23 protein-coding genes and 1 pseudogene are annotated in these 24,481 nt (G+C 63.7%); 12 read left to right on the top strand and 12 right to left on the bottom strand.

Annotated features, from left to right (window positions below):
- Positions 1 to 934: 934 nt before the first annotated feature.
- Complete coding sequence (locus tag ACIP9X_RS02965; RefSeq protein ID WP_400478219.1) at positions 935 to 2,053, bottom strand: hypothetical protein; 1,119 nt, start codon at positions 2,051 to 2,053, stop codon at positions 935 to 937.
- A gap of 664 nt (positions 2,054 to 2,717) precedes the next feature.
- Between ACIP9X_RS02965 and ACIP9X_RS02960 the strand changes: the two genes are divergently transcribed.
- Positions 2,718 to 3,020 (top strand): DUF4193 domain-containing protein, encoded by a 303-nt coding sequence (locus ACIP9X_RS02960; protein ID WP_400478218.1) that lies wholly within the window; start codon positions 2,718 to 2,720, stop codon positions 3,018 to 3,020.
- Positions 3,021 to 3,205: 185 nt separating this feature from the next.
- Here ACIP9X_RS02960 and ACIP9X_RS02955 read toward each other — a convergent pair whose 3' ends face one another.
- The 4 genes from ACIP9X_RS02955 to ACIP9X_RS02940 form a co-directional block, all read right to left on the bottom strand.
- The gene (locus ACIP9X_RS02955) at positions 3,206 to 4,567 is read right to left on the bottom strand and encodes a plasmid pRiA4b ORF-3 family protein (protein WP_400478217.1); all 1,362 of its coding nucleotides are present in this window, start codon (positions 4,565 to 4,567) and stop codon (positions 3,206 to 3,208) included.
- A 101-nt stretch (positions 4,568 to 4,668) separates the two neighbouring features.
- The gene (locus ACIP9X_RS02950; protein WP_400478216.1) at positions 4,669 to 5,721 is read right to left on the bottom strand and encodes a hypothetical protein; all 1,053 of its coding nucleotides are present in this window, start codon (positions 5,719 to 5,721) and stop codon (positions 4,669 to 4,671) included.
- A gap of 394 nt (positions 5,722 to 6,115) precedes the next feature.
- Positions 6,116 to 6,463, bottom strand: coding sequence for a helix-turn-helix domain-containing protein (locus ACIP9X_RS02945; protein WP_400478215.1), 348 nt, complete (start codon positions 6,461 to 6,463; stop codon positions 6,116 to 6,118).
- The gene (locus ACIP9X_RS02940) at positions 6,460 to 7,590 is read right to left on the bottom strand and encodes a tyrosine-type recombinase/integrase (protein WP_400478214.1); all 1,131 of its coding nucleotides are present in this window, start codon (positions 7,588 to 7,590) and stop codon (positions 6,460 to 6,462) included. The genes ACIP9X_RS02945 and ACIP9X_RS02940 overlap by 4 nt, the downstream gene beginning before the upstream one ends.
- 540 nt (positions 7,591 to 8,130) lie before the next feature.
- Between ACIP9X_RS02940 and ACIP9X_RS02935 the strand changes: the two genes are divergently transcribed.
- On the top strand, positions 8,131 to 8,547 hold the full coding sequence (locus ACIP9X_RS02935) for a hypothetical protein (RefSeq protein ID WP_400478213.1): 417 nt from the start codon (positions 8,131 to 8,133) through the stop codon (positions 8,545 to 8,547).
- Positions 8,548 to 8,613: 66 nt separating this feature from the next.
- Here the strand turns inward: ACIP9X_RS02935 and ACIP9X_RS02930 are convergent, their stop codons facing one another.
- The gene (locus ACIP9X_RS02930; RefSeq protein WP_400478212.1) at positions 8,614 to 9,252 is read right to left on the bottom strand and encodes a hypothetical protein; all 639 of its coding nucleotides are present in this window, start codon (positions 9,250 to 9,252) and stop codon (positions 8,614 to 8,616) included.
- Positions 9,253 to 9,499: 247 nt separating this feature from the next.
- On the opposite strand from ACIP9X_RS02930, the gene ACIP9X_RS02925 reads away from it, so the two are divergent.
- The gene (locus ACIP9X_RS02925; protein ID WP_400478211.1) at positions 9,500 to 10,105 is read left to right on the top strand and encodes a TetR/AcrR family transcriptional regulator; all 606 of its coding nucleotides are present in this window, start codon (positions 9,500 to 9,502) and stop codon (positions 10,103 to 10,105) included.
- Positions 10,106 to 10,236: 131 nt separating this feature from the next.
- Complete coding sequence (locus tag ACIP9X_RS02920; protein WP_400478210.1) at positions 10,237 to 11,661, top strand: cation:dicarboxylate symporter family transporter; 1,425 nt, start codon at positions 10,237 to 10,239, stop codon at positions 11,659 to 11,661.
- 66 nt (positions 11,662 to 11,727) lie between these two features.
- On the opposite strand, the gene ACIP9X_RS02915 is transcribed toward ACIP9X_RS02920, so the two are convergent.
- Positions 11,728 to 12,249 carry a hypothetical protein gene (locus tag ACIP9X_RS02915; RefSeq protein WP_400478209.1) on the bottom strand — a complete coding sequence of 174 codons (522 nt, stop codon included), beginning with the start codon at positions 12,247 to 12,249 and terminating at the stop codon, positions 11,728 to 11,730.
- Positions 12,250 to 12,366: 117 nt separating this feature from the next.
- Here ACIP9X_RS02915 and ACIP9X_RS02910 point away from each other — a divergent pair.
- Positions 12,367 to 12,739 (top strand): annotated as a pseudogene (locus ACIP9X_RS02910) (substrate-binding domain-containing protein); the annotation flags it as partial.
- 65 nt (positions 12,740 to 12,804) lie between these two features.
- Here the strand turns inward: ACIP9X_RS02910 and ACIP9X_RS02905 are convergent.
- Both ACIP9X_RS02905 and ACIP9X_RS02900 read right to left on the bottom strand, forming a co-directional pair.
- Positions 12,805 to 13,269 (bottom strand): hypothetical protein, encoded by a 465-nt coding sequence (locus ACIP9X_RS02905; protein WP_400478208.1) that lies wholly within the window; start codon positions 13,267 to 13,269, stop codon positions 12,805 to 12,807.
- A gap of 91 nt (positions 13,270 to 13,360) precedes the next feature.
- Positions 13,361 to 14,245: a helix-turn-helix transcriptional regulator gene (locus ACIP9X_RS02900; RefSeq protein ID WP_400478207.1), complete on the bottom strand. Its 885-nt coding sequence runs from the start codon at positions 14,243 to 14,245 to the stop codon at positions 13,361 to 13,363.
- A 131-nt stretch (positions 14,246 to 14,376) separates the two neighbouring features.
- On the opposite strand from ACIP9X_RS02900, the gene ACIP9X_RS02895 reads away from it, so the two are divergent.
- Together ACIP9X_RS02895 and ACIP9X_RS02890 are read left to right on the top strand one after the other, a co-directional pair.
- Positions 14,377 to 15,417, top strand: a complete 1,041-nt coding sequence (locus ACIP9X_RS02895; RefSeq protein WP_400478206.1) for an NAD(P)-dependent alcohol dehydrogenase — start codon at positions 14,377 to 14,379, stop codon at positions 15,415 to 15,417.
- 134 nt (positions 15,418 to 15,551) lie between these two features.
- Positions 15,552 to 16,484: a hypothetical protein gene (locus ACIP9X_RS02890; RefSeq protein WP_400478529.1), complete on the top strand. Its 933-nt coding sequence runs from the start codon at positions 15,552 to 15,554 to the stop codon at positions 16,482 to 16,484.
- 285 nt (positions 16,485 to 16,769) lie between these two features.
- On the opposite strand, the gene ACIP9X_RS02885 is transcribed toward ACIP9X_RS02890, so the two are convergent.
- The gene (locus tag ACIP9X_RS02885; protein WP_400478205.1) at positions 16,770 to 17,237 is read right to left on the bottom strand and encodes a GNAT family N-acetyltransferase; all 468 of its coding nucleotides are present in this window, start codon (positions 17,235 to 17,237) and stop codon (positions 16,770 to 16,772) included.
- A 217-nt stretch (positions 17,238 to 17,454) separates the two neighbouring features.
- Between ACIP9X_RS02885 and ACIP9X_RS02880 the strand changes: the two genes are divergently transcribed.
- Positions 17,455 to 17,943: a nucleoside deaminase gene (locus ACIP9X_RS02880; RefSeq protein ID WP_400478204.1), complete on the top strand. Its 489-nt coding sequence runs from the start codon at positions 17,455 to 17,457 to the stop codon at positions 17,941 to 17,943.
- Between the two features lie 77 nt (positions 17,944 to 18,020).
- Here ACIP9X_RS02880 and ACIP9X_RS02875 read toward each other — a convergent pair whose 3' ends face one another.
- A complete protein-coding gene (locus ACIP9X_RS02875; protein WP_400478203.1) occupies positions 18,021 to 19,037 on the bottom strand; it encodes an NAD(P)-dependent alcohol dehydrogenase in 1,017 nt (338 codons plus the stop codon).
- A 94-nt stretch (positions 19,038 to 19,131) separates the two neighbouring features.
- Between ACIP9X_RS02875 and ACIP9X_RS02870 the strand changes: the two genes are divergently transcribed.
- Positions 19,132 to 19,851 carry a TetR/AcrR family transcriptional regulator gene (locus ACIP9X_RS02870; RefSeq protein WP_400478202.1) on the top strand — a complete coding sequence of 240 codons (720 nt, stop codon included), beginning with the start codon at positions 19,132 to 19,134 and terminating at the stop codon, positions 19,849 to 19,851.
- Here the strand turns inward: ACIP9X_RS02870 and ACIP9X_RS02865 are convergent.
- A complete protein-coding gene (locus tag ACIP9X_RS02865) occupies positions 19,799 to 20,581 on the bottom strand; it encodes a TetR/AcrR family transcriptional regulator (RefSeq protein WP_400478201.1) in 783 nt (260 codons plus the stop codon). The two genes, ACIP9X_RS02870 and ACIP9X_RS02865, sit on opposite strands and share 53 nt — an antisense overlap.
- 141 nt (positions 20,582 to 20,722) lie before the next feature.
- Here ACIP9X_RS02865 and ACIP9X_RS02860 point away from each other — a divergent pair, with 141 nt between their 5' ends.
- The 3 genes from ACIP9X_RS02860 to ACIP9X_RS02850 all read left to right on the top strand — a co-directional run bounded on the left by ACIP9X_RS02860 (position 20,723) and on the right by ACIP9X_RS02850 (position 24,353).
- The gene (locus ACIP9X_RS02860; protein ID WP_400478200.1) at positions 20,723 to 22,183 is read left to right on the top strand and encodes a flavin monoamine oxidase family protein; all 1,461 of its coding nucleotides are present in this window, start codon (positions 20,723 to 20,725) and stop codon (positions 22,181 to 22,183) included.
- 45 nt (positions 22,184 to 22,228) lie between these two features.
- Complete coding sequence (locus tag ACIP9X_RS02855; RefSeq protein WP_400478199.1) at positions 22,229 to 23,743, top strand: APC family permease; 1,515 nt, start codon at positions 22,229 to 22,231, stop codon at positions 23,741 to 23,743.
- Positions 23,744 to 23,870: 127 nt separating this feature from the next.
- Positions 23,871 to 24,353, top strand: coding sequence for a pyridoxamine 5'-phosphate oxidase family protein (locus tag ACIP9X_RS02850; protein ID WP_400478198.1), 483 nt, complete (start codon positions 23,871 to 23,873; stop codon positions 24,351 to 24,353).
- Positions 24,354 to 24,481 lie beyond the last annotated feature (128 nt).

Here is a 24,481-nt window from a genome sequence, read left to right as displayed (position 1 = left end):
CGTTTTCGCGGCCTACTGTGAACCGGAAGTTCTGCGATGCCGGCCAAGACTTTTCGCGGCGGCCACGCGCATCCTTTCCGGGTGTTCATACCCGCCATAGCAGCAATCAGGTGAGCGATTCTCCCGTCCTACGACAGCCCAGACCGAACGCCGATAATGGCCTTTCGTCAACCTGGCGGGCGGTTCGGTAAGCGAGCGTCCATTGCCCTGACGGTTGGCGGCAGGAGCCGCGATGCATAAGTCAGGCCAACTCATTGACTTTTCAGACGGGTTCTTTCACCTACTTCTACTCGTCCTACTCAAGCGCCCGATACTGCAGGTTCCGTCGACTAGCTAGTCCTCTCCGCATGTCGAGGGCGAAGTGGAGCGGTGCTCGACGCGGATGCCGGGTGATCCCGACCTAACGGGTGAGCCGGGATACCCTGTGCGAAGTTTGTTAGCACAATCAGGGGAAGTTCACATGCAGTTCAAGCGTTCAGCCGGTGTCTTTGTGGCCGGTGTTACTTTGACCTTGGCAGGCCCACGCTTGAGCCTTATCGGGACAACCTTTGGCACATGGTCCATTGCTTCGCTGAGGGACGGCAATATGAGTGGCGCCTTTATCGGCCTGGCAGCTCTCGGCGGACTAGTTTCCTTAATCGGGTTCATCTTGCTTGTCGTAGCCGCACACCGGGCCCTGGTGAAGATCGACGCTCTTCCCGTCGGGGCCCAATCTTCCCGGCGGGATCGGTCTCATCACGAGTAAACCCTCGCCCTTTCATCGCCCGCACCACAGTTGCCTCACAACGGCAGGTGCGGCCATGTCTCTAGCCGAAGCCGGCCCGTCCACTAAGCCTCCGCTCTGTCCCTTTGTGACAAGGTTTGGCCGGGGTGGATTTCGATGAGCCCGTGAGCGCCAGCGGTGACCTGAACAAACCCGAAGTAATCGAAGTTCTTACGCGCGCGCGGCCCTCTTTTCGACCAGCCGAAGGAACATAAAGTCTTTGCTGGCCAGGGCTCGCTGCTTGGTTCGGATTGCTGCAATAGCGTTTGCAGCGGGTGCGGCCAGCCCTAGTGCTGCTTGTAGAGCGAGTGGCATGCTAGCAAAATTTGCGGCAGCCAAGGCTATGGCGGGAGAAGAATAGGTACTGAGTTTCCCGAGCACATCATCGAAAAAGACCGCGCGAAACTGTGCCTGTCGAGACAGTTCCTCCACCTCTTCGATGGCGGGAGCAACGGAAGTCAGCCAAACCTCCTCTACGAAGTCATCGAAGGATGCATCGAGTGGATGCACCGTAGCTTCCACACTCAATTTCGACATTGCGCTGCGAAATCTGATCAATGGACCGCGCAGTCCTTCTCTAACGTCCTTCACTGCAAACCAGTCCATCGCTCTGATGCTGGGAAGTCTCTGTATCTGCCCTACAGCGAGCGAGGCATTAGCGGCACGTTTTTGCCCGCTGCCCGAAAGCATCATGTTCTGTGCGGCTGCCCCTCGCCAATATCCACGAGCATCATCGACCAACGGATAAGCGTTAGCTGCCAGAGATCGCTGCGTAAACTCAAATACTCCCACGAGCCTCTCAACCTTGGTCAGCTCACTCTCAGTGGCACCGCGAAGTCCGCGAAGTTGTGAAATGCGTGAACCGTGAAGGCGAAGAAAGGCGTTGACGCGCGAGAGGGCGGGTCCATCACCGGTCAACGTTTGCTCGACAAGATCATTTAGATCCGTGGGGTAGGAACGAATGTATTTCTTCTTTTTGTGGGGCCTGAAGTGAGTTAACGCTACTTGCGCTTGTCGAAACTTCTTGAAAGCCAGTCTGTCCTCGTTCATGGCGAGCAGAGCATTCGCTTCTACGACCAACAGCTTCAAGAACGGGAGGGATCTTTCTTCATCCTTGGAGTAGACATATCCATACCCGTCTAGAGAATCGCGCTGGATGGCAGAACCAAAAAGTTCTACAACTTGCCACCAGTCGCTCGTCTCCAGCAGGTCGTCACTCTGAGGTGCCATAAGAGTTACAGAGTCTGCATAGAGCAGGGCCTGGGCCAAGGTGGACGCCGGCGACAGCACGCCGCTCCTAGCTGGGGGCATTGACCAGAGAATCTCTATGTGCAAGGTCTTTGCTCCTGTTCCCCCGAGTGCTAACTAACTTCAGAGGATAGCTCCTAGAAGCAGTCGTGCACCGCATTCCCGGTCGACGATTCTTCGCCTCGGGCCAACCCGAAAAGACGCGCCCGCCAGGTTGTCGAGCGTGCTGCGGTCGCCTCGGTGTTTTTGCTAGGTCCCCCGATCAATTGGCATTCGTTTCAATCAGCGGATCCGAGGTTGAAAGCGGTAGGGGAGTGAGTGCCAGTCAAAGACCCTCGTTAGCCGAGCCTGAGTGGCTTCCCCTTGGTTGGGTGGACAGCGAATTTCCAGGTTGGCGGGGGCATAATGAACTGAAGCTCCGGTCAACCGCTATTTGACCGGAGCTTCGCTAGCTGGGCGAAGGGCAGCCGTAATGGGAGGAGAGCGCCCCTAAAAAGCTTGACATGTTTATTACCACATGGAGCGCTGAGCCGTTCCCAGGGCCTCTCGGGCGTCCCGATTTCACTGGGCAGTTGGCCTCTTTTGAGAACGTACTCTCGCATTCCCAGCCCAGTTGCCGCGGGCGCGGGAACAACGGGGAAAGCGTGCACGTTAGGGTCTCGTCCGAAAGAGCACCACCCGAACCCAAGAAGTGAGAAGCACCTCAGTGGCAGCCGACTACGGCAAAGTCCGTTCCGACGTCAAGGAATCCCAAGAGCGTTCTTTGGAGGATTTGCAGTCTGCGAACGCCTCGGACGCCCGGAGCCTCATCGCCGAACTGGACGAAGCCGATGCCCTCGATGACGGACTGACCCCGGGCGGCGAAATCATCTCCGATGAGCTCATCGTCCAGGTCATTCCCCAGGCCGCGGACGAGTTCACCTGCTATTCCTGCTTCCTGGTCCGGCACCGGTCCCAGCTGGCCCGTGAGAGCAATGGTCCTTCATACTGCAGCGAGTGCGATGGGTAGGGCGGCCTCTCTTTCACGCCGCAGTCGGTAAACGACGCCGGTGGATGGGCCATTTCTGCCCCCTTCCCACCGTTCTGCTGGTGAGCCGGCGTATTCGGAACCGGCGAATGCCATTGCGTCGATGGCGGTTTAGCCTCGGAGGATGTGGCTCGCCGCCGAGTCGTTGCTTTGCTGGTTGTGAGTGGTTATGAGCGAAGTGCTGCGCGGGCGAAGGCTTGCCCTGGCGCCTTGACGGTGTTTGCCTTGAGCCCGAAACGGTCGTCGAAGATGGCGAGGTTTAGCAGGACCTCGTGGGCATCGACGAGGAGTGCTTGGACGGTGTTCGGTTCCAGTTCGGCTCCGGTGTGGCTGCGCCAGCCGAGTGCTTCGAGACCGAAGGAGACGGCTTCAAGGTAGTCGGCCCATTCGGTTCGTTTCCCTGCGGCGACTTCGAGCAGGAGTAACAGCGCCGCGTCGCGGTCGGAGTCATGGCGGTGCCGGTGGGCGATGGATCGTGCGAGGAAGAGCCAAAGGCCTGCGGGATCATCGAGCAGCCGTTTGGCGGCGGATGTGAGGACGATTTTGCCTTTGATTTTGCGGATCAGGCCGAGTCGTTGAGCGCTTTCGCGCAGCTGAAGGACGGGCAGTGTCTGGTCCTCGCGGTTAGCTTTGCCGATCCAGTACTTGGCCCAGCCGAGCTCGGTCATTGCCTCGCGGACCACGGCGGGCGGCAGCCAGCCGGCGGCGGTGAGGGATAGACCGTCAGGCCCGATGCGGCGGGTGAGCCAGAGATAGGGGGCGGTCATCGCCTCGGCGACGTCTGCTTCGACCGTTGCGGGGCCGTCGAGGCCGGCGGCGTGAAGGTATGAACGGAATTCGCGTCGCAGGCCGGGAGGCATCCGGTTCGTGAGTTCTTGGGTCAGTGACTCGCTTCCGGGGCCGTGTTCGCTGGCAGAAGGGGCAGGGAACAGCAGGGTGAGCTCGTTGTCCACGGCATTGATATCCAGTTGTGCCGGGTCGAATTCCTGCCATGGCCCGGCCGTCCAAGTGACCCATGCCTTCAGGTCTTTGTGCTCTTCGTGGCCGGGGTCCGCGAGGGCGTCGAGAAGGTCGTGGTAGCCACCGATGCCGCCGGAATCTTCCAGCGGCGCCCGCCTCTCCCCGTCCAGGAGCCGCGCACTTGGGGCGTTGGCCGGCATGGGGAGGCTTCCGGTGAGTTCGAGGCGGTGGATCCAGCCGTCTCCGAAATCGTATTCATAGAACAGGGGACCGGACTCCGGGGTGAGGATCTGGCCCAGGGGCCAGTCCGTCTCCGGCAGGTCATCGTCAGAGTCTTCCATCAGGTCCAGGGGGACCCAGCGACGTGGTTCGCGTACGATCCCGTTGACGGCGCGCAGACGAACATAGGGATCGGTGTCCGTGAAGGAATGCAGGTGCGAATCCCGCCAGCCAACGGCCGCTTGCAGGACCTCATGCACCCTGTCCAGGGTCAGGGATGGGTCGATCTCGAGGAGCCGCCAGATGGCCGGTTCACTGCCCACGATCGAGACTTTTATCCGCAGCAACATCGCACCCGAATCTGGATATGGATCTCGTATCGTCACAGCACTATCCTGCCAGTCCCGGTGTTTGGGCGAGACCTCTGTCCGGGCTCGCGGTTTCCGCTGTGTTATCGCCGGTAAGAGGCGTAGGTGGCCCAGGTGTTGCCAGCTTGCTTGGCGTGCTGTTCGGTAATTTGAGTGCTGTAGCCAAGAGCCTGGGCTGCAACCGGAGGAGGCAGTGTCAGGACGAGCGCGCGAAGCGTGGCGTTCCTCGCGCCTCGTAGGTGGATGCCGTTCTCGCGGAGCTTTTTCATGAGGTGCCCCGGATGAAGATGCTGGCCGGGTCGGTATCCGGGAAAGAGCCACGCCGAGGCGCGGTTGGCGGCCGTGTTCATGTTGGGCCGGTCGGCGAGGTGCTTCTGAAGGATTTCGTCGAAGGGGTGGGGAACAGGGACTGGCTGGTCATCGAAGACGATGACGGTTTCACCTGCGCTGGTGCGGGTGATTTGCTCGCATCGCATGCTGGCAATGCGAGTGAGTGGCTGCGCGTAGAGAAGCAGCAGGACTGCTGCGGCGCGGTGGTGGAGCGGGATGTGGTGGTTGTCCAGTGTTTCGCGGAGCAGCCGGAGCCGTTCGTCCTGGTCCAGGACCGGCCGGGTTTCAGCTTTTCGGTAGGGGAATTCGATGCGGGGAAGGTGCTGGTTCCGGACGGCCCAGCGAACGAATGTCCTGGCAGTGCTGCGCGTTGTCGGTCCTGTCGCGAGCCAGTGGTCGATGTCCGCCTGCCGGCATTGGGAGGGCAGTTTCCCTCGTTCTGAGAGATGCCGGAGGAAGTCCCTGGCTACGGAGATATCCTGTTTGGCCGCCCGGGCTGCGCCCCAGTTCAGTTCGCCGGCGGCGGAGAGTTGGCGCATCCGGCGCAGGTGGTGCCAGGTGGCGAACTGTTTGATGAGGTGGCGGTGGTCCGGGTTGGTGAGCTCGGCCAGGATCCGGACCAGCCAGGTTTCAAAGTGCAGCAGGTTCCTGTCCTTAGGCTCCAGAAGTCCGTGCTCGATGAAGAGTTCCCGCAGGTGCATCGCGGTCCGCGGTGATGCGTGGTCATCGAAGGTGGCGTGGGCCAGTGGCCGGGCGCCGGTGGCGATGGCGGAAAGCAGATCGCGGCGTCCGGGTTGCGCAGCCAAGTCAGCGCGCTGCGGGGATGGGGCTGGGCGCTGATTCCCTCGTGTAGGGGCTTGAGGGGCTCAGCCACGGTGCCGGTGCCATCATCGAGGAGTTCAGTCAGGTGGTCGCGCAGGCGGCAGCGGGCGCAGCGCCGGGCCCGGTAGGGTTCTTCCTCGGCTGAACATTGGGTGCAGTGGAAGTCGGCCGGGATGCCGGCGCAGTCGACGCAGACCGGGGAGCCCGTTCCGTTCAGGCCCGGCAGCAGCCGATCGGTACCGCAGCCCGGGCAAGTGCCATGGGTCCGGGCAGCGCGCTGGTAGCAGAGCCGGCAGACCCGGCCCTCGGGCCATTTCGCCCCGAGCCTGGAGGCTGGTTTCCGGCAGCGGACGCAGAGCTTCTCTTTCGGGGTCAGCATTATTCTGCGGGGCGGACGCGGGCGCGTTTGGGCCGGATCGTCGTGTTTAGGTCAACGACTTTCGGGCCGTTCGGTGCGGGAGCGTTCACGGCGTTTTTCCGCTGCGCGGTGGCGACGGTGTGGAACTGGCACAAATCCTCGACCGTGCAGTTGAGGGCATCGCAGAGGGCGCCGAGCAGGGTCAAGGACATGCGTTCCGGTTTTTGTCCCACGAGCCGGTAGATCTGCGAGGGGGAGAGTTCGATGCCGCGTTCGACGAGCAGGGGGATGAGGTCGGAGATGTTGAACAGTCCGCGTGCGGCCATGATTTCGCGCAGCCGCCAGGAGTATTCGATGTGCTTTTTCATGGCGTGTTCCTCTGGTCGGTGCCGGTGGCTTCTGCTGCCATCTTGGTCATGGCCGCCCGCAGGGTGCGGGTGCGGTAATCGGAGGAGACGCCGGTGTAGAGGGCGGTGGTGGAGGAGTGTTCGTGTCCGACCTGTTGCTGGACGAACAGGGCGTCGTAGCCGTCCTCGATCAGGTGGGTGACGTAGGAGCGGCGCAGGGAGTGGAAATCGATGCCGTCCGCGAGCCCGAGCCCGGTCCGTAGCAGAGTGAATTCCCGGGTCAGTGAGTCGGCGCTGACCCGGCTGCTGCGCTCGGTGGGCCAGAGGGATACGTGTTCCTTACCGGTTCCGGGTGGCCGGACTTCTTCGATCCATTGCCTCAGGCAGTCCACGGCCCAGCCGGTGTGGGGGACCGTCAGGACGCTGCGGCGTTTGGGAGGTGACCCGCGCATCGCCTTGCCGTGCCGGACGTAAAGAACGCCGTATCCGCCGAACTCGGGCGCGTGCGGGTTGGTCCCGAAATCGGTCAGTTCGAGCATGCGGACTTCGTTGCGCCGCAGGCCCCAGGCATAGGCAACCTTGATGGCCGTGGCGATCCGGAAGGCCGAGATCCAGCCCTTGCGCCCCTGCTTGAGGGCGTGGTCGACCCGGTCATCGGCATAGTCGAACAGGTCCTGGAGCTCGTCCCGGGTCAGCGGGCGTTTGCGCGGACGGGCGGAGGCTTCCTGGACATGCGCGGCGGTGTTCCACTCGTGGCAGACTTGGGCCGGGTGGGTGCCGAACCGTTCCATGCATTCCTGCTCCCAGCCGTAGGCCGGATCGGTCAGATAGCCCAGGAACAGGCGAAGCGCGTTTTGGTACGCCAGGAGTGTCGAATGGCTCGCCGAGCGGACGGCACGCAGTTCCATGAAGAACTCATCGACATCGCCCACAGTCCAGGACCACGGATCCTCACCGGTAAACGAGCGGAAACGCTGGATGACCTGCTCGCGCCGGGCGATCGTCGTGAAGGCAAGGTTCCGGCTCAACTGCTGATTGCGCCACCCGTCCAGCATCGCCTGGAACATCTGCTCCGCAGGGTTAAACAGTGCCACATCCCGGGCGATCTGCTGCCCGGCTGTTCCCGCCGGCCCTGGCTGTCTGGTCACATTTCGCCTCGCATAACACGCGACACTTTCGCATATTCTGCGAGTCCAGGGCAAAACGGCCTGTAACGGCCGGGTTTTTCATTCGCTTCAGTCCGCCACGTCACGCTGATCTAGCTCCGGCAACGTGTTGCCGTCGCCCCTCCAAGAGTCGAAAACATAAGGAATCCCGGGGGTCGCCGGTGGTCGGCGGGGCAGCGGTATCAAAGTCCGTCGAATTCGCACCTGATGCGATTCGCCGGGTTCAGCTTTACATAACATTGGTTATCGGCGTCTAACCCACACGGGAGTGGAAGTAGCTGCGAGAACTCCCATGCATGAAGGAACTGGCCCGTTTCAGCAGGGTCAGACACGAGATGCGACGAACATGACGATCTGACGTCAAGCTTGAATTTGCCCTGCCGATTCCTTATCGCAGTAGGTTCCGTGCATCTAATGCATGTTTCCACGGTTTGGGCGTTGCAGAGGGCGGTGCGGTTCCGGGTTTCGTCCTGCGGATGCTGGTAATAATCCGTCCGTTGCGGCGCCTGAGAGACTTTCATCATGACCATCGACATCAAAGCCATGCTCCATCGGGTCGTTGCTGAGGTGTTCGACGAGAACTTCGCCGTGGCAAACGTTAGCTCCAGCGATGACGCCCGGCTGCACGGCGTCCATGTGAGCAACCGCTCCGACAATGAGCGCACAGCTGTTATCCGAGCCAGCTACACGTGGATGGACGCCCTCGTCCCTGAGCTGAACGTCCAGACCATCCTTTTCGACGAAGACGACGAGGAGGCGGAGAAAGAAGCCGAGCTTCGTCGGCTCTGCCTCGTCATGCGCGCCTACCTTCAAGGGGAAGGGCGCGTCGAACAGCGCCGGCGTCTCTTCCGCCGGAGCACGGTCCCGATCCTATACATCGAGGTGGACAGCCTTGAATGGCGCCTAGGTCGACACCTTTCCGCTGTGCCATACCCGTAGACCCGCAGTTTTAATGAACGGGCTACTCCCGGCTCATCGATGCCCGCGCATGCCAGTTAAATTTCGTCAGGCCGGTCCTATCCTGGTTTCCGACTCATCCCCGGGGTACTCCCAGGCCCAGCCCCCAATGCCGTTGGGAACGAAGGCAACCTCGCCGGTCGGCGTCGTCACATCAAGGATGACCAACCCGTTCAGCTTTCGGTCTTTACCAAAATAGTCGGGCAGAAGCTTAGTTCTGTCGGCAAGGCAGCCGTGCTCGATAGGAGACTCAACGGTGTTCATCTGCGTGCCGTTGGAGGCGTAGCCGTTCCAGTAGTGCGGGCGGAAACTGATCATCCCTGGCTGGCCATTGACAACCAGTGGTCCCGAAAACGTTGGGGAGGTGACGATCTCAACGGATACCGCGATGGCAACTCCATGTGGCCGGGGTGCGTTAGGTGCGTCGCATTTGACCGGCTCAATCGACGTCACCTTGAAGGTCATCGTAGGAGGGGCGTCATATCCGTCGGTAACTAGTACGGCCGTTTCACCGATCTCCTGGACCACCTGACCGCGTTCGTTTTCATTGCCGGCAGGGGCCGCATTGGGGGTGGGTCTTGCGCTCGGGGCCGATGCGGGTGCAACTGAGACTGTCGGTGCTGCCTGGGGTTGCGGGCCGGAGCATGCCGTGAGCATTAGCGCCAAGAGCGTGGTTCCGGCGACCATCCGAGAAGTATTCATTTCTCCCCATAAATAAATGGACGGAGTGATGACGTCATAGTAGCCCCAAGGGGCATCACCTGAATACATGCGGCTGCTTGCACGACCAACTGGTTTTGCCTGACTGCCGACCAAGCCTTCCCACCGGACGTTCTGCAGGCAATCGATAGCGTTCTCGCCCTAGTAGGGGATGTCCGGAAGCGCTAGACAGACCGGTCTGTCTTGGTGCGGCGAGATTGTGTATTATCCGTGTGTGGAAACTCCAGCAAGCCGGGCTGAACAGCCAAGGCGCCCTGTAACGGACGGTCCTCGGGAGAAGATCGTTGCCGCGGCTTACCAGCTGTTCGCCCGTCGCGGGATCCGCGACGTCGGAGTCGATGAACTGATCCGCGCATCAGGCGTGGCCAAGGCAACCTTCTACAGGCACTTCCGCTCCAAGGACGATGTCGTGCTGGCTTTCCTCGAGCAGTGGTACCGGGAACGCACGGTCGCCATCGAGAACGCAATCGCCCGCCACGGGACCACGGACGAGGCAGCCATGCTGACCATCTTCGACGTCTTCGACGACTGGTTCCGCGAGGGCGCGGCCCAGGTCAGCTCCTTCCTGCACGTGTTGATGGAAATGGGTTCCGACCACCCCCTCGGGAAAGCGAGCATCCAGTACCTGGACAGAACGCGGCAACAGATCGCCGAACTCGCGGAATCGGCCGGGCTCAACGACCCGCACGATTTCGCCTGGTCTATTCACATCTTGATCAAGGGAGCCATCGTCGCCGCGGCCGAGGGCGACTCCCGCGCCGCTGGCCGCGCCAGGACCATGGCCAAGCTGCTCATGGACCACCACCGGTCGCAGAAGTAGCTGCGGGAACTCCCGCACCCAAGAAACCAGACGCGCCCGGGACTATCTCACGTATCACCATGGTGATCCCGTTTCCACAGTGGGACATTAGTAGACATCGAGCAGTTCACCGGATCTTAAGGAGGCTTCCGATGTCATCCTCGGCGCAGGTCCCTGCGGGCGGTGCAACATCTCCCCCCGAGGCGAGGAAGAAGAAGGACAGGACCCATGTTCTCTATGTGGCGGTGATCGCAGCCGTCGTGCTGGGCGCTGTGCTTGGTCTGGTGGCGCCGGGCTTTGCGCAGGCGCTGAAGCCGTTGGGCGACGGTTTCATCGCGCTGATCAAGATGATGATCGCCCCGATCATCTTCTGCACCATCGTGCTGGGCGTCGGGTCGATCGCCAAGGCAGCCACGGTGGGCAAAGTGGGCGGTCTGGCGCTCGGCTACTTTATCCTGATGTCCACGTTCGCACTGGCCATCGGGCTCATTGTCGGCAACCTCGTTAAGCCGGGTGAAGGGCTCAATGTCCAGGGCGGCACCTTCGAAGCCGGAGGCGGTGAGGGGGAGGCCGCAGGAACGACGGAGTTTATCTTGGGTATCATCCCGACCACGCTGCTGTCCTCGTTGACCTCCGGGAGCATCCTGCAGACGCTGTTTGTGGCACTGCTGGTCGGTTTCGCCCTCCAGCGGATGGGCCGGTCCGGTGTGCCGATCCTCAAAGCGATCGGTTCCGTCCAGACGCTCGTGTTCCGGATCCTGGCGATGATCATGTGGCTGGCGCCCATCGGTGCCTTCGGCGCCATTGCCGCCGTCGTCGGGCAGACTGGCGTCCAGGCGATTATCAGCCTGGCGACCCTCATGCTCGCCTTCTACATCACCTGCATTGTCTTCATCGTCGTGGTACTGGGAAGTCTGCTGAAGTTCGTCACCGGGGTCAATATCTTCCGGCTGATGAGGTATCTGGCCCGTGAATATCTGCTCATTTTCTCCACTTCATCCTCCGAGGTGGCGCTGCCGCGGCTGATCGCCAAGATGGAGCACCTGGGTGTCGCGAAGCCGGTGGTCGGTATCACAGTGCCGACGGGCTATTCCTTCAACCTGGATGGCACGGCCATTTACCTGACCATGGCCGCGTTGTTCGTTGCGGAAGCTCTGGGCACGCCGTTGTCCATCGGTGAGCAGATTTCGCTGCTGGTGTTCATGATCATCGCCTCCAAGGGCGCCGCCGGCGTCACCGGCGCCGGACTGGCTACCCTGGCCGGCGGTCTGCAGTCGCACCGGCCGGACCTGGTGGAGGGTGTGGGACTGATCGTGGGGATCGACCGGTTCATGTCCGAGGCCCGGGCGCTGACCAATTTCACCGGCAACGCCGTGGCCACTATGCTGATCGGCGCCTGGACCCAGGAAATCGACAAGGACCAGGTGGAGCAGGTCCTGTCCGGTGCCTTCCCGTTCGACGAAGTCACGATGGACGAAGACCATGGCTATGAGGGTCCTCCGGAAGGCGCCTTGGAACACGAGGAGCACGAACGCGAGGCGGCCGGTGCGGCGGCCCCGCGCAGGGAGGAACGATGAAGGAACGGTCGTGCCGGCACGGGGAGTGGTCAGGAACCCGGTGATCCGGTACCCGGGAGTGCAGGCTTAGTAACCGCCGGCTGACTTCAACATCTCACCGGACGGGCTGACCAGATACCAGTCGTTGTTGACGCCCTGGCCGAGAATGTCCCCGGCCTTCGTATCCTTCGCATAGTAGTAGACCGGCATGCCGTTGATCGTGATTTGCTTTGAACCACCGGCCGCGCCGATGGTACCGATGGTGCCGGTAACGCCTTCCACTGCGGGTGCATCGGAGCTTGTCGTGACTGGGGGCCATGCCGCCGCACACTCGTCCTTGCAGGCGCTGGTGGGGGAATCCTTGACGTCCTCAGCGAAGAAATAGACGCTCTTGCCGTCCTTGTCCACGACGATAGGGCCGGCCGCCGAGGTAGCGGTCTTGAGTTCAACGCCCGCCGCCGCAGTTGTGGACACACCCGGAGCCGGAGCGGTGGCCGACGCGGGCGGTGCGCCCGTAGTGGGACTCGTCGACCCGGGATTGCCGCCGCAGCCGGCAAGCGCCGCAGCCAGGGCCAACACGGATAGGCCGATCCGCAGTTGCTTTTCCATGTCCGCTCCTTGGTCCAGTTGCTCCTTGGTTCTGCCGCTCCTACCTATCTCATTTTGCTTGAACGGCTGCATAATCAACAGGTCAGGACAGAGCCGAAGGCGTTTAACCTCACTTGATGGAGCCTGGTGCTGACCAACTCCGCTGGCAACCTCGCCAAGGAACGCCGGAACATCCGCAACCTGGCCGCCCGCCAGGTTGACGGCGTCGTGCTGTCCAGCGTCCTGATGGAACCGGACCTGGCCGACCTCGAATCGGCGGACATACCTGCAGTTCTCCTGAACCACAGTGCGGACGCGCCCGGATGCAACAGCGTCGGCGTGGATTTGGTGTCGGGCGCCAAATCCGCAGTTGAGCCACCCGATTGGCCACGGCCACACCAACATAGCCTTGGCCATGGGTACGAACACCGGAATCTATTCTCACGGCAGGGAACAGGGCTGGCTGCAGGCCCTTGCCGAAGCAGGCCTACCCGAAGGCCCCATCGTTCGGCCCTGCATTGACGCGCCGGAAACTGTCGACGCAGCCGAAGGACTAAGCCGCGTACGCGGTGGTGACTACTGGATGGGCGGGGACAGTGGGTCTTCGGTGTAGGGCGCCTCGTCCTGAGTTTCCACTGGCGATTCGTCAACGGGGCGCATCGCCTGCCAAAGCGTGACGCCGCAGGCCGCTGCTGCCGCGGCAATACCGATGATCAGCCACCACTTCCTGGGCTTGGGTCCGGGCTGGACCGCTTCCGGCGGTGCGGTCTCGACGACGGGGATGAGCCGGGCGATCCGTTCATGGAGGCGGGGGGTCACCACCTCCACCCCACCGGCAAGTTCGTCAGCAATTGCCCGCAGACTCGCCTGGATCCGAGGGGAAGCCGCCTCTATGCCGTTGTCCATTCCGCTAAGCACCCTGCGCAAGGCAGCTTCCACGCCCGGCGTGGCCCATTCCCTCCCCTTGGCCAGCTGCGTGATGAGGCTTTCCTGGAGATGGCGGGCTTGAGCCGCACGGTCAGTTCTTTCCGAGGTATGCACAGGAGCCTCCCGAGTTGGATGGATATCAGGCACAGCCTAGGGGGTCGGCGCAGGGAATAACAGCCTTGATTTACATCGAAAGCGACGGGAACTAGCCGCGGACGTGGGCCTTCGCAGACTCGGCGATGTTCTCGGTTGCTGCCCATGAGGCTAGGAGCTTGAGGGCTTCGTCGGAGGGGCTGCCGGGGATGGCGGGATAGACCGTCAGGGTGTGCCCCGGGTCCTCTTCCAGTTCCAGGACCTGGTAATTCAGTTCGAGCAGCCCGACCACCGGATGCCGGAAGAACTTTGTTCCGGCATAGTGGCGCCGGACGTTGTGCGCTGCCCAGCGCGTGCGGAATTCCTCGCTCCGCATGGAGAGTTCGCCCACGAGTTCGGCAATGCCCTTGTCGTGCGGGTGGCGGCCGGCCTCACGGCGGAGGATCGCGACGTTGGTGCTTGCTGCCCGCTCCCAGTCGGTATAGAAGTCGTGCGACCGGGGGTCAAGGAAGATGAACCGCGAATGGTTCGCGGGGCGGGCAGTGCTGCGGTACATGTCGGAGTACAGGGCGTAGCCCAAGGTGTTGGCAGCGAGGATATCCATCCTGTTGTTCCCGATGAATGCCGGTGCTCCGGTGATCGCGTCAAGAAGGTGCTGCAGCTCGGGACGCACCCCTGCGGGTACGGCGCTCGCGGCACGCTTCCGGCCCGACGTGTTGGCCGTGCGTGCGAGGTCGTAGAGGTGGTCGTGCTCCGCGCGGTCGAGTTCCAGCGCACGCGCTATTGCATCGAGCACGCTGTCCGAAACGCCGCTGAGGTTACCGCGTTCCAACCGGGTGTAGTAGTCAACGCTGACCCCGGCAAGGCGGGCCACTTCTTCCCTCCGGAGTCCCCGCACGCGGCGCCGGCCGCCGTAGGGTTCTAGGCCTGCCTGTTCTGGTGTGATGCGCCCACGGCGGGTGGAGAGGAACTGCCGTACCTCGGCTCGGTTGTCCATGAAGCCACGTTACGACGGTTCCGGAAAGCGGAGGGAGGTTCTGCCAGAACCCGTTTCAGCAGAGCCCTCCCTGCACCTGCCCATTTCGGGTGTGATGGAATCAACCCCTTTAGTAAAACCACAGGAGAACCATGACTACCGTCAAGGCTTACGCATCCCCGTCCGCCACCATGGACCTCATCCCGACGACCATCGAACGCCGCACCGTCGGCCCGAACGATGTTCTGATCGAGATCAAGTTCGCCGGCATCTGCCACTCGGACATCCACACAGTCCGCGGCGACTGGGGCCCGCAGCAGTACCCGCTGGTTCCCGGCCACGAGATCGCCGGGATCGTCACCGAGGTCGGCTCACAGGTCACCAGGCACAAGATCGGTGACAGGGTCGGCGTCGGCTGCATGGTCAACTCCTGCAAGGAGTGCGCCAACTGCCAGGCCGGCGAGGAGCAGTACTGCCTGAACGGCATGATCGGCACCTACGGCGCGGTCGACCGCGACGGGACCGTCACCCAGGGCGGCTACTCCACCCACGTGGTGGTGACCGAGGACTTCGTCGTCAGGATCCCGGACGGGATCGAGCTCGACGTCGCGGCGCCGCTGCTGTGCGCCGGCATCACCACCTTTTCGCCGCTGCGCCGCTGGGGCGCCGGCGCCGGCAAGAAGGTCGCCGTCGTCGGCCTCGGCGGGCTGGGGCACATGGCCGTCAAGCTCGCCGCCGCCATGGGCGCTGAGGTCACCGTGCTGTCCCAGTCGCTGAAGAAGCAGGAGGACGGCCTGCGTTTGGGCGCGGACCACTATTACGCCACGTCCGACGCCGGTACTTTCGAAACGCTGGCCGGCACCTTTGACCTGATCATCAACACGGTCAGCGCCTCTGTGGACATCAGCTCCTACCTGCAGCTGCTGACCCTTGACGGCGCCCTGGTCAACGTGGGTGCCCCAGCCGAACCGCTCCCCGTGAACGCGTTCGCCCTCATCATGGGGCGCCGGTCCTTCGCCGGCTCCATGATCGGCGGCATCCGCGAAACCCAGGAAATGCTCGACTTCTGCGGCGAGCACGGCATCGGCGCGGAGATCGAGGTCATCCCGGCGGACAAGATCAACGAGGCCTACGAGCGCGTCCTGGCCTCGGACGTCCGGTACCGCTTCGTGATTGACACCGCGACGTTCTAAGAGTTGGCTCTGGGAGCCGCGGGCTCTAGTTGCCGAGTGGCTGGGCGGCGAGCCGTCTCCGGAAGGGGACGGCCCGCCGTCGTTCTTCCCATCATGCACGCGTGGCGCCGGCGCGCTCGGTGTACTTTGAGGGGATGGAGGTCCTCGACTGGCTGCTCGATTCTGATCCCTCGATCCGCTGGCAGGTGCTGCGCGACCTGAAGGATGCGGCGCCGGCGGAGGTGAACGCCGAACGCGCCCGGGTTGCCGCCCATGGCTGGGGCGCCCGCCTCCTCGCGCTGCAGGGCCCCGACGGGCAGTGGGACGGCGGCACGTACTACCCGGCGTCGTTCGACGAAACAGCGCCGGGGCAGCCCTGGACGGCGACGACCTATAGCCTGCTGCTGCTGCGTGAGTTCGGCCTTGAACCGGGCAGTGACCAGGCCCGCCGGGCCGTTGCCCTTGTGCGCGGGAACAGCCGCTGGGACGAAGGCGGCCAGCCGTTCTTCCAGGGTGAAGTGGAGCCGTGCATCAATGGCATGACTGTCGCCCTGGGAGCGTATTTCGGAGAGAACGTGGACGGCGTGGTGGCTCGGCTGCTCGGTGAGCAGCTCGACGACGGCGGCTGGAACTGCGAGGCGGAAAACGGCTCAACCCGGTCATCCTTCTCAACGACCATCGACGTGCTGGAAGGCCTGCTGGAATACGAGCGGGTCGCCGGCGGGTCGCCTGCAGCTGCTGCCGCGAGGAAACGGGGGGAGGAGTACCTGCTCGAGCGCCGGCTCTTCCGGCGAAAATCCACCGGCGCCGTGGTTGACGAGGACTGGCTGCAGTTCTCGTACCCCACGCGCTGGTTTTACGACGTGCTCCGCGGGCTGGAGTACTTCCGCGCTGTCGGCGGTCCACCGGACGAGCGGGTCGGCGAGGCGGTCGAGCTGGTGCGCTCCAAGCAGCAGCCGGACGGCACCTGGCTGCTGGAGAACACCCACCCTGGGCGCATCCACTTCGCCATGGAGGACGGCGACGGGCGTCCGAGCCGCTGGAACACCCTCCGGGCGCTGCGCGTGCTCAGGTGGTACGGGGACTGAGGCGGCTGGGGCCCTGGTGCCGTCGCGAACCTGGAGAAAACCTAGGGCGGGGCCGCTGGGGTCCTGCTTCCCCCCTGAATGAGGGGAGAAGCGGTCTATCAGTTCCGAGGTTGGCCCCGGAATTTCCAACGCCGACGGCCCATGCTGGAGGAGTTCCACAGCTGAAGCTCTGCACCCGTCTTCGGCATCGGGATCGCTGGGTCCGGTCGCATTCCCCCCTGAACGCCGGACCCGGCAAACCCGGGACTTTGGGGACGTACTGAGGGGGCTTCTTTGGTTCCGGCTTCAGAGCTCCCGCAGATAGCACAGCATCCGGCAATCCGTGCCCGGCTGGAGGTTGGTGAAGCCATGGCGTTCGTAAAAGCGGCGGGTGTCGGTATCCACCTCATCGACGTTGATGTGCATTTCAGCACCGCCACGTTCACGGACCTCGCGGACCGCGGCTATCAGCAACGCCGTGCCGATGCCCCGGTTGCGCAGGCGGGGCTGGACGTAGAGCTCCTCGAGCTGGGCCAAGGCTCCGTCGTAGTACGGGGTGGGCCTCAGGGTCAGGAACGCCAAACCGGTCGGGGCGACCGGAGTTCCGGAGAGGAGGACAAGCATGTCGGTGCGGGCCAGGAGGAATTTGAACCGGGCGGCGAATTCCTCGGCGCTTGGACCAGGTGTTTCAAACTCGGTGTTGAAGTCGTAGAGCAGACGCCCGACGACACCCGCCTGCCCGGTCGATGCTATGAAGACGTCTGTGGCGGCCATGGGCCCATTCTGCGGGCCCGCCTCTACATCCGGAAGCCCTGATGCCGGGATGCTAAACGACCGTAAGGGACATTATCGACGGCCGTGCCTTCCATCGAGTCCGCGGGTGCCATCCGGCCGCAGGGGCAATAATCTACGGCCTCACCCAGACTGCTGAGCTGACGAAGCCAGACTGCTAGTGGTGTTGGGCAGAATGGCCTCGTGCGAAAATGACCGCATGACCCACAAACCGCAGCAATCCATGGCCGGCCCGGAACCAGGAGCATCCCCCGACCCCGCTTTCGAAGCCGCCTACCAAGCAGCCCAAAAGAGCGTCAGAGAGGGCGGCATCCCTATCGGAGCAGCACTCGCCCGTGACGGTGTGGTCATCGCGAGCGGACACAACGAACGAGTCCAACACGGCGACCCCATCGCCCACGGGGAAATGTCGGCACTTCGTGCGGCTGGCCGGCAGAAGACTTACCGCGACACCACGCTCTACACCACCCTCGCCCCGTGTGCCATGTGCACCGGAACCATTATCCAGTTCAAGATACCCCGGGTCGTGGTGGGTGAAGCGCGCACGTTCGACGGCGAGTTCGACCTTTTGCGATCACGTGGCGTTGAGGTGGTGGTTCTGGATGATCAGCGCTGCGTGGACATGATGCGCACCTTCCAGGAAAAGAACCCGGACCTGTGGGCGGAGGACATCGCCGAGGGGGACTAAGGACGTGCCACTGGACCAAGGTCTGCGGCGAGGTCCGTGAGGGGTTGCGCCGGACCATGCCGGCGCGGCTTGGAAAGTCAGATGGTGAGTGCTATCTTGCCGGACACCTGGCCGTTTTCCAGGTAGCGGATGGCATCCTGAGCCTCAGTGAGCGTGAAGGTCCGGTCGAGGGCTGGCGCTATTTTGCCGGCCTCGATGAGCGGGGTGAGGTCCTGAAGTTCGGCGGCACGCACCAGGCCGAGGAACGTGGTCAGCCGTTGGCTGATGAAGGGTGACAGCGCCAGGGCGCCGAGTTGCCGGTGCAGGCCTCCGGTCAGTTTCCCGCCGCCCTCACCACCGGTGATGACGGCTGTTCCTGTAGGGGTTAGGGCGCGTCGCAGGTGCGAGATCGGCGGGTTTCCCGCGATGTCCAGGATGAGGTCGTACGGGCCGGCGTCTGCGAAGTCCTCACGGGTGTAATCGATGACGTGGTCCGCGCCGAGGGTGCGGACAAACCCGACCTTGCCGGTACTGCAGACTCCGGTGACGTGGGCACCGTAGGCTTTGGCCAGCTGGACCGCGTAGCTGCCAACCCCGCCGGATGCGCCGGTGACCAGCACCTTCTGCCCCTCCCTCACCTTCCCGGCGCGCAGGCCCTGGAGGGCAGTGACCGCGGAGACCGGCACCGCCGCGGCCTGCTCGAAGGAGAGGGTCTGGGGCTTCGCGGCGAGTTTGGTCTCGGGTGCAGCGGCGTATTCGGCGAAGGAGCCACGGCCGCTGCCGTAGACCGCGTCGCCGACGGCGAACCGTGTCACGTCCGGACCCACGGCTTCTACGATTCCAGCGAGATCCAGGCCCAGAACCCGGTCTTTCGGTTTCCGGATCCCGAAAGCGAGGCGGCCCAGGTAAGGCAGACCGGTCATCATGTGCCAAACTCCGCGGTCGACGCCGGCCGCCCTGACGCGGACGAGCACGTCCTCGCCTTTGACAGCTGCAGAGCGAGGGACCTGCTCGAGTCGCATCACCTCCGGCCCCCCGTAGGTTTCCCGGACAATCGCGCGCATGTCCCCAGCGGTGCTGGTGCCCTGCCGATGTGAGCGCTCCTGCGTTTTCATAACGTTCCTTCCGATATCTGCGGGTAGTTTCGTACGCTGTACGAAAAGGGTATCGTACGATGTACGGAATCGTAAGGGCTGAGAGGATCACATCATGAAGGACGCAGCCGAGGGCGGCACGGACAGGCCAGGGCTCAGCCGCGAGAAGGTACTCCAGAAGGCCCTGGAGTTGGCAGACCGGGAGGGTATCGCTGCCCTGTCGATACGTTCGCTAGCCAAGGGGATGGGCACCAAGCCGATGACGCTCTACTACTACGTGGCCAACAAGGACCAGATCCTTGACGGCCTCGTGGACCTCGTCTTCACCGAGATCGACACACCGGAGGCTGGAGGTGAGTGGAAGGAACAGATGCGCCGCCGTGCCCACTCCGCGCGCAAAGTGTTGCGCCGGCATCCATGGGCGGTGGGGCTGCTGGAATCCCGCAAAGCTCCCGGCCCGGCAACCCTAAAGCACCACGAGGCAACCTTGGGGGCACTGCGTGCTGCCGGCTTTACCGTGCAACAGACCGCCCGGGCCTACTCGCTGCTGGACAGCTACATCTACGGGTTCGCCCTCCAGGAAGCCGCACTACCGATAGCCGGCAATGGGCCGATGGCGGAGGTGGCCGGTCCCATTATGGAACGGTTCGCGACCGGGGAATACCCACACATGGTCGAGATCGCCACGGAAGTCGTCATGCAGCCCGGCTATGACTACGGCAACGAATTCGCCTATGGACTGGAATTGATCCTTAATGCATTGGAACCAGCAAGCAAAACCCCTACCCCCGCAGCGCCCCCAGCCCCGCAATCAGCGCCTCGAGCCCCAGCGTGAACGCAACATCGGCGGGCTTATCGTGGCCCTGCTCAGCCAAGCTGCGGACGGCGCCGGTAAAGCTGGGGGTAGCGTCGGCCATGGATCCGGAATCGAAGATGTCCGCAGGCGCCGTGACGTCGTAGGCCGAGCCGAAGATGAACGACTCCAGCGCCACGATGGAAGAAACGATCCGCTCCTCACGGAAGCCGGCCTCGCGGAAGGCCGCGCTCACGGTCTCGTACATGGCCAGCGTCTGGGGCGCATTCGTCACCGGCAGCACGGCGATGACCGGGATCAGCGGCGTGTGCCGCGAAAACACGTCCCGGTAGCTCCACGCCCACGTCCGCACTGCCTCTTCCCACGGCTCGCTTCCAAACGCCGACACATCAACCAGCGCCGTGAGGTGGTCCTCCACCAGGAGCAGCACATCGCGCTTGGACTTCACGTGGTTGTACAGCGCGGACGGCGCAACGTTCAGCGCCCTCGCCAGCGCGGCCATGGTAAGGCCGTCGTAGCCCTTTTTCTCAACGAGCTCCAGCGCCGCATGCGTGATGCGGGCCTTGTCCAGCACCCCGCCCACGGGGCGGCCGGCGCGGCGCCGCCCGGCCCCCGAGCCCCCGGCAGCCCCGGCCTCCGAGCCCCCGGCAGCTCCGGCTTCAAGCCGCCTGGAAGAACGCCCCTCCGGACGCTCGCCAGCAGCGACCAAGTCTCCCGTTTCGGAGGTTCCCGGGGCGGGTGATGCCGGCATTCGTGGCCTTTCTGCACGCGGTCTTTCCCTCAGTATTCCATTGACCTCTTCCCGTGCCCGGGTGAAACCGCTATAGTTCTCATAAATGAATAGCGTTCATTTAGTGGTTCGCAGCACTCGCGGCCACCGAGAAAGGACATCATGCTGAATCTTGACCGCGACGTCGTGATCGTCGGAGCAGGCCCTTCCGGCCTCACCGCAGCCCGCGAACTGAAGAAGGCCGGCCTCACCGTCGCCGTGCTCGAAGCCCGCGACCGCGTCGGCGGCCGCACCTGGACCGACACCGTCGACGGGGCCATGCTCGAAATCGGCGGCCAGTGGGTCTCGCCGGACCAGACAGCCCTGCTGGCACTCCTCGACGAGCTCGGCCTGCAGACCTACTCCCGCTACCGCGAGGGCGATTCCGTCTACATCGGCGGCGACGGGAAGCGCGTCCGCTACTCGGGTGACTCCTTCCCCGTCAGCGCCGCCACCGCCGCCGAGATGGACAGGCTCACCGCGCTGCTCGACGCCCTCGCCGCGGACATCGGCCCCACCGAGCCCTGGTCCCACCCGAAGGCCCGGGAGCTGGACACCATCTCCTTCCACCACTGGCTCCGGAAGCACTCGAGCGACGAGGAAGCCTGCAACAACATCGGCCTCTTCATCGCCGGCGGCATGCTCACCAAGCCCGCCCACGCCTTCTCCGCCCTGCAGGCCGTGCTCATGGCCGCCTCCGCCGGTTCCTTCACCCACCTGACGGACGAGGATTTCATCCTCGACAAGCGGGTCATCGGCGGGATGCAGCAGGTCTCGCTGCTGCAGGCAGCGGAACTGGCGGACGACGTCATCCTTAACAGCCCGGTGCGCACCCTCCACTGGGAGTCCGACGGCGGCAACGGTCACCGCGTTACCGCGGTGGCCGACGGCGCCACCGTGAACGCCCGCTTCGTCATCATGGCCGTGCCGCCCAACCTGTACTCCCGCGTTTCCTTCAACCCGCCGCTGCCCCGCCGCCAGCACCAGATGCACCAGCACCAGTCACTTGGTCTGGTCATCAAGGTCCACGCTGTCTACAGCACGCCGTTCTGGCGCGAGGAGGGGCTCTCCGGGACCGGGTTCAGCGCAGGCTCCCTCGTCCAGGAGGTCTACGACAACACCAACCACGGCGACACACGCGGCACCCTCGTCGGCTTCATCTCGGACGAGAAGGCCGACGCCGTCTTCGAACTGGATGCCGCCGCGCGCAAGCAGGCGATCCTGGAATCCATCGCAGGTTTTTTGGGGGACAATGCCCTCGAGCCGGAGGTCTACTACGAATCGGACTGGGGCTCCGAGGAGTGGACCCGTGGAGCCTACGCCTCCAGCTACGACCTCGGCGGCCTCCACCGCTACGGCAAAGACCAGCACGCCCCCGTCGGCCCCATCTACTGGTGCTCCTCCGACCTCGCCGCCGAGGGTTACCAGCACGTCGACGGCGCCATCCGCATGGGCCAGGCCACCGCTGCCCGCATTGCGGCAGCGGCGGCAGTCACCGGAACGCAGGGAGCACAGGCAGCCACCGAAGCAGCCGCAGCGCCCGGTGACCGGACCCTGGAAGCGGCCGCGGCCGCCGTCGGCTAACCCGCAAGCACATTCAACGGCGAATGAAACTTGAGAGGCAATGACTTGAGCACCAAGACGGCGGTCTCCCAGGACACGCGCGGAAATCTCAGCGAAAAGGGCCTGAAGGCCGGGTCCGTGGGGCTGATCGGCGCGGTGGTGATCGGTGTTTCCTGCATCGCGCCGGCCTATACCCTCACCGCGGCGCTCGGGCCCACCGTGTCCGAGGTGGGGGTGCAGCTGCCCGCGATCTTCCTCGTAGGGTTCATCCCCATGCTGCTCGTCGCGCTCGGCTACCGGGAACTGAACAGCGCAATGCCCGACGCCGGGACCTCCTTTACATGGGCGACCCGCGCCTTCGGTCCGTGGATCGGCTGGATGGGCGGCTGGGGGCTCATTGCCGCGACGATCATCGTGCTGTCCAACCTGGCCGCGGTCGCCGTCGACTTCTTCTACCTCATGCTGGCCCAGCTGTTCGGCAACCCCGAACTCGCCGCGCTGGCCGCGAACCTGCCGGTGAACATAGCCACCACCCTGGTGTTCATCGCCGCGGCCTGCTGGGTTTCCTACCGGGGCATGGAAACCACCAAGGGCGTCCAGTACGTGCTGGTCGGGTTCCAGCTGCTGGTGCTGGGCTGGTTCGCGGTGGCCGCATTCCTGCACGTGGCCAACGGCTCCGCCTTCGATGCAACCGCCATCTCGCCCGACTGGTTCAACCCCTTGGCCGTCGACTCGTTCTCCTCCTTCGCGGCCGGCGTCTCGCTCTCGATCTTCATCTACTGGGGCTGGGACGTGACCCTGACGATGAACGAGGAAACCAGGAACCCGAAAAAGACGCCGGGCCGCGCGGCGACGGTGACCGTCGTCGTCATCATGGCCATCTACCTGACCGCCGCCCTGGCCACGCTGTCCTTCGCCGGGGTGGGGGAGGCCGGTCTGGGCACCGGGAACCCGGAGAACCAGTCCAGCATCTTCGCGGTCCTGGCCGGTCCGGTCATGGGACCCTTCGCGATCCTGATGTCCCTGGCGATCCTCAGCAGCTCCGCGGCCTCGCTGCAGTCCACGTTCGTCTCGCCTGCCCGGACCCTGCTGGCCATGGGGCACAACAGGGCGCTGCCGGCGAAGATGGGCAGGGTCAACCCGACCTTCAAGTCGCCGGGTTATGCGACGGTTGCGGCCGCCGCTGCTGCCGCCGGATTCTACGTGATCACCCGGACCACCTCCGAGAACGCCCTCTGGGATACCATCACGGCGCTGGGCATGATGATCTGCTTTTACTACGGCATCACCGCACTGGCCTGCGTCTGGTTCTTCCGGGCCGTCGCTTTCAGCAGCGCCCGGGCCTTCTTCCTGAAGTTCCTCGCTCCGCTGCTGGGCGGCGTGATCCTGCTGGTGATGTTCGTCAAGACGGCCTTCGACTCCATGGACCCCAAGTACGGCTCCGGATCGTCCGTGGGCGGGGTGGGCATGGTGTTCATCCTCGGCATGGGTGTGATCCTGCTCGGCGTGGTGGTCATGCTGGTCATGGCCAGGCTCCGCCCGGAATTCTTCCGCGGGCAGGTGCTGGCGCGGGAACGCTGAGTCGGCGCGCCGGGATTACCGAGCGCTGGCGGCGGGTGGAAAGTAAGCACGCTTACCAATAGGGTGGGGTGCAGGGAAAGTCCCGCAGCGAATGCTGAAAAGGCACTGAACAGAACGAGGTGACAGCATGACGGAAACGGCAAGCATCAGCAAGGTCACGGACATCATCAACGATTCCCACATCGGAATGTTCACCACCATCAACGAAAAAGGCGCCCTGGTAAGCCGGCCGCTGGCCGTCCAGGATGTGAAGGACGACGGCGACATGTGGTTCTTCACGGGGGAGGGGACCTCCCAGGTGGCCCACCTTGGCGCCGACCCCCGGGTCAACGTCTCCTTCGGCAAGGGCACGGAATGGGTGTCGGTTGCCGGAACCGCCGAAGTGGTCCGGGACCGGGCTAAGATCCGTGAACTGTGGAACCAGGCTGTTAAGGCATGGTTCCCGGACGGGCCCGACACTCCCGAGGTGGTCCTGCTGCGCGTGGACTCCGACTCTGCGGAGTACTGGACCAGCCCCGGCGGCACCGCGGCCACCGTGCTGCAGTGGGTGAAGTCCAAGGTCACCCACAGCCGCATGAGCGTCGGCGAAAGCGGCACTGTGGAGCTGTAGCTCCGCCGGCTTCGGCCAAACCAAGCAGCAAACAGCAACGCGGGTTCACTCCGCGCCCATCCGGGGAGGTCCGGACCGGGCGCGGAGTGACCTCGCGTTGCTGTTTATTTAGGCCTTTGTTTCATCAG

This window comes from Arthrobacter sp. NPDC093125, from assembly GCF_044754225.1.
Classification (GTDB): Bacteria; Actinomycetota; Actinomycetes; order Actinomycetales; family Micrococcaceae; genus Arthrobacter.
The sequence above is the reverse complement of the archived record's forward strand: the minus strand, read 5'-3'. Positions and strand labels throughout refer to the sequence as shown.

Excerpts from the sequence above, each read along its gene's own strand:
- ACIP9X_RS02895 (WP_400478206.1), top strand. The coding sequence starts at position 14,377 with ATGACTACCGTCAAGGCTTACGCATCCCCGTCCGCCACCATGGACCTC.
- ACIP9X_RS02915 (WP_400478209.1), bottom strand. The coding sequence starts at position 12,249 with ATGGAAAAGCAACTGCGGATCGGCCTATCCGTGTTGGCCCTGGCTGCG.
- ACIP9X_RS02885 (WP_400478205.1), bottom strand. The coding sequence starts at position 17,237 with ATGGCCGCCACAGACGTCTTCATAGCATCGACCGGGCAGGCGGGTGTC.
- ACIP9X_RS02890 (WP_400478529.1), top strand. The coding sequence starts at position 15,552 with ATGGAGGTCCTCGACTGGCTGCTCGATTCTGATCCCTCGATCCGCTGG.
- ACIP9X_RS02930 (WP_400478212.1), bottom strand. The coding sequence starts at position 9,252 with ATGGTCGCCGGAACCACGCTCTTGGCGCTAATGCTCACGGCATGCTCC.
- ACIP9X_RS02875 (WP_400478203.1), bottom strand. The coding sequence starts at position 19,037 with ATGAAAACGCAGGAGCGCTCACATCGGCAGGGCACCAGCACCGCTGGG.
- ACIP9X_RS02850 (WP_400478198.1), top strand. The coding sequence starts at position 23,871 with ATGACGGAAACGGCAAGCATCAGCAAGGTCACGGACATCATCAACGAT.
- ACIP9X_RS02935 (WP_400478213.1), top strand. The coding sequence starts at position 8,131 with ATGACCATCGACATCAAAGCCATGCTCCATCGGGTCGTTGCTGAGGTG.
- ACIP9X_RS02955 (WP_400478217.1), bottom strand. The coding sequence starts at position 4,567 with ATGTTGCTGCGGATAAAAGTCTCGATCGTGGGCAGTGAACCGGCCATC.
- ACIP9X_RS02900 (WP_400478207.1), bottom strand. The coding sequence starts at position 14,245 with ATGGACAACCGAGCCGAGGTACGGCAGTTCCTCTCCACCCGCCGTGGG.
- ACIP9X_RS02865 (WP_400478201.1), bottom strand. The coding sequence starts at position 20,581 with ATGCCGGCATCACCCGCCCCGGGAACCTCCGAAACGGGAGACTTGGTC.
- ACIP9X_RS02945 (WP_400478215.1), bottom strand. The coding sequence starts at position 6,463 with ATGAAAAAGCACATCGAATACTCCTGGCGGCTGCGCGAAATCATGGCC.
- ACIP9X_RS02880 (WP_400478204.1), top strand. The coding sequence starts at position 17,455 with ATGACCCACAAACCGCAGCAATCCATGGCCGGCCCGGAACCAGGAGCA.
- ACIP9X_RS02870 (WP_400478202.1), top strand. The coding sequence starts at position 19,132 with ATGAAGGACGCAGCCGAGGGCGGCACGGACAGGCCAGGGCTCAGCCGC.
- ACIP9X_RS02860 (WP_400478200.1), top strand. The coding sequence starts at position 20,723 with ATGCTGAATCTTGACCGCGACGTCGTGATCGTCGGAGCAGGCCCTTCC.
- ACIP9X_RS02920 (WP_400478210.1), top strand. The coding sequence starts at position 10,237 with ATGTCATCCTCGGCGCAGGTCCCTGCGGGCGGTGCAACATCTCCCCCC.